This window comes from Rubrivirga aquatilis (assembly GCF_046845665.1).
Classification (GTDB): domain Bacteria; phylum Bacteroidota; class Rhodothermia; order Rhodothermales; family Rubricoccaceae; genus Rubrivirga.
Window position 1 is genome coordinate 1,480,056 of the sequence record NZ_CP177355.1, and the last position, 12,189, is coordinate 1,492,244.

8 protein-coding genes are annotated in these 12,189 nt (G+C 72.2%); 1 reads left to right on the forward strand and 7 read right to left on the reverse strand.

Annotated elements, in window-relative coordinates; all coding sequences use genetic code 11:
• Positions 1 to 10 precede the first annotated feature (10 nt).
• From ACLII4_RS06445 to ACLII4_RS06465, 5 genes are all read right to left on the reverse strand, one after another.
• Positions 11 to 1,762 carry a lamin tail domain-containing protein gene (locus tag ACLII4_RS06445; RefSeq protein ID WP_412070075.1) on the reverse strand — a complete coding sequence of 584 codons (1,752 nt, stop codon included), beginning with the start codon at positions 1,760 to 1,762 and terminating at the stop codon, positions 11 to 13.
• A 9-nt stretch (positions 1,763 to 1,771) separates the two neighbouring features.
• Positions 1,772 to 3,478 carry a hypothetical protein gene (locus ACLII4_RS06450; protein ID WP_412070076.1) on the reverse strand — a complete coding sequence of 569 codons (1,707 nt, stop codon included), beginning with the start codon at positions 3,476 to 3,478 and terminating at the stop codon, positions 1,772 to 1,774.
• Between the two features lie 16 nt (positions 3,479 to 3,494).
• Entirely contained in the window at positions 3,495 to 5,117 is a 1,623-nt protein-coding gene (locus tag ACLII4_RS06455) for a hypothetical protein (protein ID WP_412070077.1), read from the reverse strand.
• Positions 5,118 to 7,370 carry a carboxypeptidase regulatory-like domain-containing protein gene (locus tag ACLII4_RS06460; RefSeq protein WP_412070078.1) on the reverse strand — a complete coding sequence of 751 codons (2,253 nt, stop codon included), beginning with the start codon at positions 7,368 to 7,370 and terminating at the stop codon, positions 5,118 to 5,120.
• A gap of 324 nt (positions 7,371 to 7,694) precedes the next feature.
• Positions 7,695 to 8,921, reverse strand: a complete 1,227-nt coding sequence (locus ACLII4_RS06465; RefSeq protein ID WP_412070079.1) for a putative sugar nucleotidyl transferase — start codon at positions 8,919 to 8,921, stop codon at positions 7,695 to 7,697.
• A gap of 110 nt (positions 8,922 to 9,031) precedes the next feature.
• On the opposite strand from ACLII4_RS06465, the gene fsa reads away from it, so the two are divergent.
• The gene (gene fsa / locus ACLII4_RS06470) at positions 9,032 to 9,685 is read left to right on the forward strand and encodes a fructose-6-phosphate aldolase (protein WP_412070080.1); all 654 of its coding nucleotides are present in this window, start codon (positions 9,032 to 9,034) and stop codon (positions 9,683 to 9,685) included.
• A gap of 252 nt (positions 9,686 to 9,937) precedes the next feature.
• On the opposite strand, the gene ACLII4_RS06475 is transcribed toward fsa, so the two are convergent.
• Together ACLII4_RS06475 and ACLII4_RS06480 are read right to left on the reverse strand one after the other, a co-directional pair.
• Positions 9,938 to 11,584 carry an ABC transporter permease gene (locus ACLII4_RS06475; RefSeq protein ID WP_412070081.1) on the reverse strand — a complete coding sequence of 549 codons (1,647 nt, stop codon included), beginning with the start codon at positions 11,582 to 11,584 and terminating at the stop codon, positions 9,938 to 9,940.
• Positions 11,578 to 12,126 (reverse strand): TIGR00730 family Rossman fold protein, encoded by a 549-nt coding sequence (locus tag ACLII4_RS06480; RefSeq protein ID WP_412070082.1) that lies wholly within the window; start codon positions 12,124 to 12,126, stop codon positions 11,578 to 11,580. Before ACLII4_RS06480 ends, ACLII4_RS06475 begins: the two co-directional genes overlap by 7 nt.
• Between the last annotated feature and the right edge of the window lie 63 nt (positions 12,127 to 12,189).

Genomic DNA, 12,189 nt, shown 5'->3' on the forward strand with positions numbered 1-12,189 from the left:
AGGCGTGGGGCTACAGGCCGAAGCGCGCGGCGGCGTTGGCGGCGCCGGGCGTGGGCCGCAAGCCCTGGGCCCACCCGCTCCCGGCGTCGGGGAAGTACCCCACGGACCGGCCCGGCACCTGGGGCCCGACGGTCCGCACGTCGACGACGCGGGTGCGGTAGACCGGGAGTGGGGTGCCGGCGTCGGGCGGGTTCGGCGGCTCGCCAGGCACGACCTCGATGATCCGGGGCTCGTAGTAGCGGACGGCGAGATACAGCGTCGCCCCTAGCTGGGAGAGGTCGAACGCGCCCGGCGCCTCGGCGGCGATCCCGTACGCCAGCCCGCTGGCGCCCGCCGCCTCGTAGTAGCCCTCGGGGGCCGTCAGCACGCGGGGGGCAGACGCTTCCCAGGTCGGGTCGAGCGCGAGCACCTCTACGAAACCGGCGGCCCCCTCGGTGTACACCTCGTGGATCTGGGCGACGTCGAGCCCGAGCCGGTTGGCGCGGTTGGGCGTCGGCGCCAGCGGGCCCTTGAACAGGTCCGTCCGCTCCTCGGAGATCCGGAACGAGGCGCCGTCGGGGAACGACCCATAGGTCACGCCGCCGGGCCAGTCGGAGGGGAGCCGCTCGGTGACGAGCCGGTCGACGGACTCCTGGGACCGGTCGTAGAGCTCGAGAGCGCCGCCGCTGGGGACGTCGAACGGGAGGTCGATGACGAGGTAGCCCCCCGGGGCGATCTCTGTGCCGAGGGGGAGCGGGAAACGGCGGGGGGCCAACTGGTCGTCGGACAGGCTGTAGCCCCGGAGGTCGACGCGGTCGAGGGTCGGGTTGTAGAGCTCGACCCAGCTCCCCCCGTACCCGGTCTGGAGCTCGTTGATGACGAGCGCCTCGTCGACATCGGCGGCGAACCCGGCGGCGGCCTGCACGCTGGCAGGCGGCGTCCACCGAGCCGTGGCCCGGTAGCCGGCGCCGACAAAGCCCAGGCCGCCCTCGATGTTCGAGAACGCCCCCGGCTCCACGAGCGCGTCGGGGTCCTCGGTCGGGAGCGCCCACGCGGCGTTCGTCACGAACCCGACGTAGTCGGCGACGACCAGGCGCACGCCGGTGCCGGCCAGCCCGGCCACCTCGAGGGCCCGCCGCGTGGCGGACAGGAAGGGCACCTCGACGCCCCAGACGCCCGGGGCTAGTTCAGTAGGCCGCACCGTCGTCGGGACCACCAGCGTCAACAGCTCGCCCTCGGGCCGCGACGGGTCGTCGGCGATCGTGAGGCGGAGCTGCCCGTTGAGAAGGCGCGGGGCGCCCTCGAACACGACGGGGTACACCACGTCGGTGCCCCGATACACGCCGTCGGCCACCATCGGGACCACGATCTCGGGCACCGCCACGTCGACCGTGGAGGTGGCCCCGTCGGAGCGCCTGGCTTCGACGCGGACGGTGGTTCCAGGGGTCGGCGTGAACGCGGCCACGAAGACGTGCCCGAGCGTGCCGTCGGCGAACGTCACCAAGGAGTCGCGCCAGACGGTCGTGGCGCCTGTCGCGAGGTCGGTGGACGTGACAGCCGCGTCGATCGTCTCGTCGGGGGTGTCGATGGCCAGCGTGATCGGAGCGACGCGGATGGCTTGCCGGTCGGCCGTCGGGTCGAGGTAGCCGTAGAGTGAGAACGGCGCGTCGACCCCGACCGTCGGGTCGACGGAGTCCTCGCAACTCGCCGCCGCGAGCGCGAGCAGGGCAAACGCTGCGAGGGTCAGCCGTCTGCGGAGCATCGTGGGAGCGGGGTGGCGCATCTGGAGGGCTTAGAGGCCGAGGCGGACGGCGGCGTTGCCGGCCCCCGGCGTCGGGCGGAGGTCGGGCGTCCACGTGCCGGTCCGGCCGTCGGGGAGGTAGCCCTCCGACCGGCCCGGGATCTGACCGTCGTAGCGACGCACGTCGACGACGCGGGTCGTGAAGACCCGGACCGAGTTCCCCCCCGCGTCGACCTCGATGATGCTCGGGTCGAAATGACGGAGGGCGAGGTAGACCGTCCCGCCTCCCTGGACGAGGTCGAGCCCGCCCGCCGTCTCGGGCGCGATCCCGAACGACAGCCCCGACGCGGCGACGGCGTCGAAGAACCCGTCCGCCTCGCTGAAGAGCACCGGGGTCGACGGCTGGAGGCTCGCGTCGCCCCCAACCACCTCGGCGAAGCCATTCGACCCCTCGGTGTACACCTCGTTGATGACCGGGAAGTCCAGGCCGATCACGTTGGGGGCTCCCGGCGTCGCGAGCAGCGTGCCTCGGAAGACGTTGAATCCGCCCAGCGCCGGCGGCACCTGGAACGACAGGCCGTCGGGGAAGGACCCGTAGGTGACGTTGCTGGCCTCGCCGGCTAGCTGGGGCACGACGACGCGCGAGACCTGGTTGCTCCCGCGGTCGAACAGCGCGAGCGCCTCGCGCGGCCCGAGCGTGAACGCCAGCGGGACCACGTAGAACCCGCGCGCCGGGACGTTGACCTCGAACGAGAACGTCTGCAGGCGCGGCCGCGTCTGGTCGTTCGTGATGCTGTAGCCGTTGAGGCTGACGTTGTTGTAGAGCGGGTTGTAGAACTCGACCCACCCGCCCGCGCCGGGCCGGATCTCGTTGATGGCGACGGCCTCGGCGGGGTCGCCACTGGGCGAGAACCCGGAGGCGCTCTGCGCCGATGCCGAGGGCGTCCACCGGGCCGTGGCGAAGTAGCCGCCGCCGACGAAGCCGAACCCGCCCTCGACGTTCGAGAACGTGCCGGGCTCGACGAGCGCGTCGACGTCGGTCGTCGGGAGCGCCCAGCTCTCGCCGGTCACGAACCCGACGTAGTCGGCCACGACCAGGCGGATGCCCTGGCCGAGCAGCCCCTCGTCCTGCAGGTAGCGGCGCGTCGCCGTCAGGAACGGGATGGTGACCTCCCAGACGTCGGGCGCGACCTCCACCGGGACGACGTCGAGGGGGATGGTGAGGCGGCGGGCCACCGAGGCGTCCTCGCCGGGGAAGCCGACGGCGGTGAGCCGGAGCTGCCCGTTGAGCACGCGGGGGGCGCCCTCGAACCGGATGGGGTACGTGATCTCGCCCGGCGCCGAGCCCTGGTTGCCGACCTCCGCCTGAATGATCGGCGGGACGTCCACGTCGACGGTCGTCGAGGCGCCGTCCGGGGCCGTCGCCTCGATGCGGTGCGTGGTGCCCGGGCGCGGGGTGTAGTCGGCCACGAACACGTGCCCGGTGACGCCGCTCGGGTACGACACCAGCGAGTCGCGCCAGGCGGTCGTGGCGCCCGTGCTGAGGTCGGTCGAGACGACCGTCGCCTCGAAGACGTCGGCCGAATCCCCGATGGTGCTGGTGATCTGTGCGACGCGGATGGCCTGACGGTCGGCGGTCGGGTCGAGGTAGCCGTAGAGCGAGAACGGCGCGTCGATGCCGAGCGTCGGGTCGACGTCGTCCTCGCACCCGCTGGCGGCGAGGGCGATCAGGGCAAAGGCGAGGAGGCGGAGGGGCATGAACTAGGAAGAAGAGTTAGATCCCGAGCCGCGGGAGCGCGTTGGGCGCCCCACGCGTGGGGCGGAGGCCGGTCTGGAAGGGGCCCGTCCGGTCAGGGAGCCGGCCCACCGACCGGCCCGGCGACTGGCCCCCGTACTCGTACACGTCGACGACCCGGTCGTCGAGCAGCAAGAGGACCTCGCCCCCGAGCTGGGGGAGGTCGACGACCCGCCCGACCTCGCCGACCACGGCGAACGGGTAGCCCAGCGGAAAGACGCCGTCTCGGTACGCTTCGAGGTACCGGCGCGGTTCGGTGAGGACCACGGGCGCCCCCGCCCCCGAGTCGACGACGACCTCGACAAACCCCCGGTCGCCCTCGGTATAGATCTCGTTGATCGCCCCGGGCTGCGCGAGCCGTTCGTTCGGGAGCCCGGGCGTCGGGGCGAGCGGGCCGACGAACATGTCGCGCTCCTGGGGGATCCGGAAGGACCGGCCGTCGGGCCACGAGCCGTAGGTGGCGCCGGCGGGGAGCGGGCGCTCGAGGTAGATCCGCTGGAGGAGGTCGCCCTCCCGGTTGTACAGCCCGACTGTCGAGTCGGGGAACGTCTGGAACTCCAGGTCGACGACGAGGAAGCCCAGCGGCGGGATCGTCACCTGGGGCGGGATCCGCTGCTTGCGGGGCTCGAACGGAGTGTCGGAGAGGTAGTAGTCGTCGAGCGAGACCGCGTAGAGCAGGGGGTTGTAAAACTCGACCCACCCGCGGTCCCCGATCTGGAGCTCGTTCATCCGGACCAGCTCGCCCTCGAGGTCGTCGACCTCGAACCCCAGGCTCGCCAGGACCGTCGGGGACGGCTTCCACGTCACGTCGGCCGTATACCCGGCCCCCACGAAGCCGAGCCCGGCCTCGACGTTCGAGAACGTCCCCGGCTCGACGAGCGCGTCGACGTCGTCGACGGGGACCGCCCACGCCTCGTTCGTCACGAACCCCTGGTAGAGCGCCTGGACGAGCTCGACCCCGGTGTCGCGGAGCCCACGCTGGCGCATGAACTCGTCGACGGTGGTGAGGAACGGGACGTCGATGGTCCAGACGTCGGGCTCGGTCTCGGCCGGCTGGGCCTCGACCGGGATGTCGAGGATCTCGACGCCGTCGCCGACGCCGGTGTTCGCGACGGTGAGCCGGAGGACGCCGCTGAGCACGCGGGGCGCGCCCTCGAACCGGACCGGATAGGTCACCTCCCCGGGGGTCAGGGCCCCGACCCCGACCGTCGCGACCGCGAAGGGGGGGGCGTCGACGTCGACCGTCGTGACGGCCCCGTCGGAGCGCCGGGCCTCGATCCGGACGCGGGAGCCCGGCGCTGGCGTGACGTCGGCGACGAAGACGTGGCCGAGCGTGCCGTCGGCGAAGACGTGCAGCGAGTCGCGCCACACGGTCGTGACGCCAGTCGCGAGGTCGGTCGAGGTGACCGCCGCGTCGATCGTGTCCTTCGGGGCGTCGATCGAGAGCGCGATCGGCGCGACGCGAATCGCCTGGCGGTCGGCCGTCGGGTCGAGGTAGCCGTAGAGCGAGAACGGGATGTCGAGCCCGAGGGTCGGGTCCACGTCGTCCTCGCAGCCCACGAGGGCGGCGAGGGCGAGGGCGACGAGCGGGAGGCGGGCCACCTAGTCGTTGAAGGCGAGCTTGACGCCGAACGACGGGAGCAAGGGGAGCTGGTCGACGCGGCGCAGCGTGAACGTGTCGTAGTAGAACAGATTCCGGCGGTCGTAGGCGTTGATGAGCGCGGCCTGGGCCGTCAGGTCGACGCCGGGGCGGAGCCGGAACGTCCGGTCGACGGAGAGGTCGAGGCGGTGGACCGTCGGCAGGCGGCCGCCAAAGGGCCGCTCGTAGATCACGCGGTCCGAGCCGGCGTCGGCGAACACGTTGAAGGCCGTCGCGGCCGAGAGGTACTGGTCGAACCCGAGCGCCTTGGTAAAGGGCAGGCCCGAGCCGAACTGCCAGCGCGCGGCGACCGAGAACCCGGCGACGTCGGCCGAGACGAGGGTCGAGAGCTGGTGGCGGCGGTCGTGCGGCGGGCTAAAGCGCAGCGTCTCCTCGCCGTACCACAGCTGGAGGTTGGGGCCCTTGGCGTCGTAGACGACGTCCGCCAGACCGTAGCCGACGTAGCCGTAGAACGTGCCCCGGCGGAGCTCGGCGCGGAGGTCGAGCCCCCGGACCTCGCCGGTCGCCGGCTGGAGCTCGGTCGTGAAGCGCGGGAACGCCGTCCACTCGGCGACCGACAGCTCGTCGAGCAGCTTGTAGTAGCCCTCGGCGACGAGCTCCACGCCCCGCGTCGGCTGGACGCGGTAGCCCGCGATCGCGTGCCACGCCTCGACGACGCCGCCCGGGCGCCGCGTCCACGCCGTGAACACGTTGGCCACGTCGCGCCGGTCGTTGATCCCGATGATCTCCTGGTGGTAGAGCCCGCCCGCCGCCGACAGCTCGTGGACGCCGGCCGTCAAGACGGCCCGGCCGCGCGGCTCGACGTACGTCCGGCCGTCGTTGGGGAAGCTCTGGAGGCGCAGCCCGCCCTGCAGCGCCAGCGGGCCGAGCCGGAACTCGGGCTCGATGTAGGCGCCGGCCTCGGTGAAGTACTCGGCGTCGGTCACGCCGCCGATCCGGTCGAGCGATGTCTCGAGCTGGTTCGTCCGCACGAACAGGCCGCTCTTGATGTCGACCGATGGGAGGTAATACGTGAGGTGGACCTCTGAGCTAATCCGGCCGATCGACGACGACCGCGCGGGCACGTTGCGGACCGGGTCGAACCCCTGCTCGCTGTCCAGGATCGACCCGTTGATCAGGATCTCGGCGCGCAGCGCCGACACGTTCGGGAGGTACAGGAAGCGGAGCCCGGCGGCCGTGTTGTTGTAGCGGACCTCCTCGGGCACGGCCCCGCCCACGTCCTCGCCGATCGTGCCCCGGTCGTAGGTGTGGATGCCCTGCACCGACAGCTGGGCGTTCGGCGTCAGGACCGCGTGGACCTTCCCGAACACGTCGCCGAACGAGAACGGCAGGTCCTGGTCGACCAGGCGCGCGGCGCCCTGCTCGACGACGCTCACGCGGCCCGAGGCCAGGAACGAGATCGAGCCCCGCTTGATGGGGCCCTCGACGCGCGCAGCGCTCACGAACGGCGCGACGGAGGCCGCCGCCGCCAGCCGCTGCTTGTTGCCGTTGCGCGACTGGATGTCGAGCACCGACGAGACCTGCCCGCCAAAGCGGGCCGGGTAGCCGCCCGCGTACAGGTCGGCGCCCGCCAGGATGTCCGACGGGAACGCGGAGTAGAAGCCGAGGACGTGGAACGGCTGGTAGAGCGCCATCCCGTCGAGCAGGACGAGGTTCTGGCTCGGCTCGCCGCCGCGGACGAACAGCTGGCCGCCGCGGTCGCCCGTCGTGACCACGCCGGGCGAGGTCGTGAGGTAGCTGGCGAGGTCGCCCGAGACGTCGGGCGCGGGGACCACGTCGATGTCCTTGGGGTCGATGGCCTGCACGCCGGCCGTGACGCGCGCGCCGCCGGTCGTCCGCTCGCTCTCGACGACGACCTCGAAGTCGCCCGTCGCCACGCGGAGCGCCACGTCGTAGGAGCGGATCTCGCCCGCCAGCGTCAGCGTGTCGATCCGGGTCTCGTAGCCGACGTAGCTGACGCGGACGAGGTAGCGCCCGGTGTCGAGCCGGGGGACGACGTACAAGCCGTCGAGGTCGGTGGCCCCACCGCGCGGGTCGCCGATGGGCGAGCCGTCGGGCCCGACGCGCTGCGCGAGCACGGTCGCGCCGATGAGCGGCTGGCTGTCGTCGGCGCCGGTGACGAAGCCGCGCAAGCCAGCCTGGGCGAACGCGGGGGCAGCGGTGAGGAGGACGGCGGCGAGAAGCAGTCGGCGCATGCGACAAGAGGAAGGGGCGGCGACGAAGGTAGCGGCGCCAGCGGCCGTCAGACAGGCGGGATCGCGTGCCCAGGAGGAACCGGCTACCCCGCCTACCTGCTGGCGTTGTGCCAGTCGCCCTCCCCCGGCCCCTCCCGTCCGGGAGGGGAGGTCGAGCCCGAAGCGTCGAGTGGCTCCGCGGGTCGCGCCTGCGCCTGCGTCGCCAAAGGCGTCCCCTCTCCCCTCGGGAGAGGGACAACGCGCAGCGTCGGCGCAGCCAGGGTGAGGGTGCCTTCTCTGGCGCCAGCCCGGCTGCTTGCGCTCGCTCACCTGCCGGCGCCCGCCCTATCGCCCCGCCGCGATCCCGGCCAGCGTCGCCCGCTCGGCGTCCGTCAACTCGCGCCCGCGCCGCGCCATCACCGCCTCGGCCACACGGAACGCCTTCTCCGGCCGGTACGCCGCCAGCCCCTCGGCCCCACCCCACGAGAAGTCGGGGACGTAGCGGGGCGGGAAGCCCGACCCGAACAGGTTGCAGAACACGCCGACGACGGTGCCCGTGTTGAACATGGTGTTGATCGAGCACTTGGAGTGGTCACCCATGAACAGGCCGGCGAACTGGCGCCCGCTCGCCACGAACTCGCCCACACCCGCGTCCCAGACGGTCACCTCGCCGTAGTCGTTTTTCAGGTTCGACGCGTTGGTGTCGGCGCCCAGGTTGCACCAGCGCCCGAGGTAGCTGTTGCCGAGGTACCCGTCGTGCCCCTTCGAGGACAGGCTGTGGACGACGCTCCCGTGCACCTCGCCGCCCACCTTCGACCAGTACCCGATCGCGCTCTCGTCGACGCGCGCGGCCGGGTTGACGGTCGCCTTCGGCCCGAGCACGACGGGGCCCCGCACGACGGCGTTCTCGCCGACCGTCGCGCCCGGCCCGATCCACACCGGCCCGTCGGCGCCGCTCACGACGGCGCCGGCCCGGATCGTCGCCCCGCTGGCGACGTGCACGTTCCCCCGGTCGACGACGACGGCGCCGCCCTCGACCGTCCCCGCGATCTCGCCCAATCCGCCCAGGCGTCCCGCGTCGTGCGCGATCCGCGCCCCGAGGTCGTCGATCAGATCCCACAGGTGCGTGACGAGGGGTTCGCCGGTGACGGACTCGGTCGGGATGCCCTCCGCGTCTGCCGCCGTGACCGCGTCGCCGGCGACCAGGCGTGCAGGCGGATCCGGATGCCACAGCGCGACGAGCGCGCCGTCCTGCACGAACGCGCGCGCCTCGCCGGACCGCCCCGCGTCCCGGATCGCCTGTGCCAGGTCGCCGTCCCGCGCCAGCCACCGCCCATTCAAAAACAACGTCCCCGTCTCCGTCGCTCTGTTGACCGCCACGCCCGGGTGCTCCTCCGCCACCATCCCCGCGACGGCCGCCCGCGCGTGGAGCACGAGGGGGCTCGGCGGAAACACGTCGACGGCCGCCTCCGCCAGCGTCCGCGCCCCGACGCGCAGGTCGTAGACGCCGCGCGTGAGCGCGAGCGGGGCGAGCGAGGCGACGCGGTCGTCTTCAAACAGGCAGAGAGCCATCAGGGGATCGGGCGGACGTGAGGACCCGCCAATCTCGCACGGCCCGGCGGACCCGGCCCCGCTCGCGGTCGTACACCCACCACCGCGCCCCCACCCCCCGACCCGCACCCATGAAGTTCTTCATCGACACCGCCGTCCTCGACGAGATCCAGGAGGCCGCCGACATGGGCGTCCTCGACGGCGTCACCACGAACCCGTCGCTGATGAAGAAGGTCGGCGTCAAGGACTTCCACGGCCACATCGCCGAGATCTGCGACATCGTCGACGGCGACGTCTCCGCCGAGGTGACCGCGACCGACTACGACGGCATCATGGCTGAGGCCCACGAGGTCGCCGAGATCGCCGACAACGTGGTGGTCAAGGTGCCGCTCATCCTGGACGGCATCAAGGCCATCCGGTCGCTGTCCGAGGAGGGCATCAAGACGAACTGCACGCTGTGCTTTTCGCCGACCCAGGCGCTGATCGCGGCCAAGGCCGGGGCGACCTACATCAGCCCCTTTATCGGCCGGCTCGACGACATCTCGTCGGATGGGATGGCGCTCATCCGGCAGATCGTCCAGATCTACGACACCTACGAGTACGAGACCGAGGTGCTGGCGGCCTCCATCCGCCACCCGATGCACGTCGTCGACTGCGCCATGGCCGGCGCCGACGTGGCGACGATGCCGCTCGACGTCATCAAGAAGCTCCTGAAGCACCCGCTCACGGACTCCGGCCTGGAGAAATTCCTCGCCGACTGGGACGCGCTGCAGGGCGAGGCGTAGCGGAAGAGCTCGCCTGTGGGGGCGCTGTGCTCGGTAGATCCCCCCGTCCGTGCGGCGCGTAGGGTGTGGGTCGGCGCCGTCCCCAGCGCGCTTCCGCTTGCCCGGCGCGACGCCGCGCAGACTGCCCCCCTTAGAGAAAAGGGGGCAGCTTGGACGCGCAACGCCAGCCGGGATGGATGGCACTCGGCGTGCGCGTCCGAGCGGCGAGATGGCGAGCGGGGCACTCGTGCGGAGTCGCCCGCCTCTGGCCGGCTAGCCCACCCGCGCCCCGCCCATCAGTCGGCTCGCGCCGACCGCCAGCGCGACGAGCCCCATCAGCAGCACGCTGTAGGCGGCGGCTTGGCCGAACTCGAAGATGCGGAGTTGGGCGAAGACCTCGACCGCGATCGGGCGGTTGGCGTAGACGTAGAGCATAATCGAGGCGACGAACTCGCCGAGCGCCGTCACGAAGGTGAGCAGCGCGCCCGCGATGACGCCCGGCGCAATCGCCGGGAGCACGACCCGGCGGAACGTCGTCGCGCCGCTGGCACCGAGGTCGGCCGACGCCTCCCCGAGTCGGTCGTCGAACCCTTCCAGCGAGGCTTGCGCGGCGCGGACCACGAGCGGGATGTGGCGCACGAAGTAGGCGAGGGGCAGCAGCCAGACCGTCCCGATCAGCAACGCCCCGCCCGCCAGCATCGACGGCTCGTCGAAGGCCACCAGCAGGCCGAGCGCCATCACCGTCCCGGGGATCGCGAACGGCAACAGCGCCAGCCCCCGGAGCACGCCGCGCCCGGGGATCTTCCCTTTGACGATCACGACGGCCGTCGCTACGCCGAACACGACGTTCGCGGCCGTCGCCAGCGCCGCCATCCACAGCGACGACGTGATCGGAGCGAGCACGTCGGGCTCGGCCGCGAGCGCGGCATAGTTGGCGATCGTGAACGTGTCGGGCAGGGCTTGCGTGGTCCACGAGCCGTCCTCGACGAACGACAGCAGCACGACCGTCCCGACGGGCAGCAGCACGATGAGGAGCGCGAGCCCGACCAGCACGCCGGCCACGACGCGAGCCGTCCCGGTCAGCGGACCCGGCGCCCGGCCGACGCCCTTTCCGCCGCCGCCGCCCGTGGAGATCGCCTTCGCTTCGGCGCCCACCAAAAAGAGCAGGCACAGTCCCGTCAGCACGACCGACACGGCGGCGGCGCGGTCGAGCGCGCCGTTCGTCTTGAACTGGTAGATCTGGGTCGTCAGGAACGGCTCGCCCTCGGCGAACAGGAGCGGCGCGGTAAACGACGCCATCGACAGCATGAACACCAGCAGCGACGACCCGACGAGCGCGGGGCGCAGGAGGGGGAAGACCACCTTGCGGAAGGTCCGCCACGGGCTCGCGCCGAGGTCCGCGCTCGCGTCCAAGAGCGACGCGTCGAGGCCACGGAGGGCGGCGCCGACGAACAAGTAGAAGTAGACGTAGAACACGTAGACGTGGACCGCGAGCACGGCGCCGATCCCGCCGAACGCGAACGGCACCTCATCCAGCCCGAACACGACCTGGAGCCCGCGCGGCAGCATCCCAGACTCGCCGTACAAAAAGAGGAACGCCAGCACGCCGACGAGCGGCGGCAGCGCCAGCGGAAGCGCGGCGACCACCCCCAGTGTCCGACCCATGGGCAGCTGATACCGCCACAGCGCCCACGCCAGCGCCGTCCCGATCACCCCGCCGCCGAGCACCGTCCCCAGCGACACGCCGACCGAGTTCACCAACGCGCGCGTCCCGGCCGAGCGGCCCGCGCCGAACAGCTCCGCCAGCACGGCCCCGTCGAGCCCGAGGCGCGCGGTCTCGACGTTCGGCCACACGACGTAGCCGAGCAGCACGGCGCTGACGACGGCGCCCAGCGCAACACCCGCGCGGCGACTCAGCACGCGAGGAGCCGGTCCACGAGCGCGTCGGCGTCGGCCTCCACCCAGATCGCGGCGCGGCGGCCAGCGTCGACGAAGCCCTCGGCGACGGTGTGGTCGAGCCAGTGGACGAGCGGTGCGTAGTAGCCGTCCACGTCCAAGAAGGCGCAGGGCTTGGCGTGGATGCCGAGTTGGGCCCACGTGAGCGCCTCGGCGATCTCCTCCAACGTCCCGAGCCCGCCGGGCAGCGCCACGAACGCGTCGGCGTTCGCCGACATCATGGCCTTGCGCTCGTGCATCGTCCCGACGACGTGCAGCGCGCTCAGGGTGGCGTGGCCCACCTCTCGGTCCTGGAGCGCCTGAGGGATGATGCCCGTCACCTCGCCGCCCGCCGCCAGCGCCGCATCGGCGACGACGCCCATCAGCCCCACGCTCCCGCCGCCGGTGACGACCCCGATGCCGGCCTCGGCGAGCCGAGTGCCCACGCGCGCGGCAGCTCGGACGTAGGTGGGGCGCGCTCCCACGCGGGAGCCACAGTAGATGCAGACGCGACGGATGGAGGCCATGCCGCAAGCTACTGGCAGGGATTGGGGTTCGGGGGGGTGGGGATTGAGGGATCCGCGAGCGCT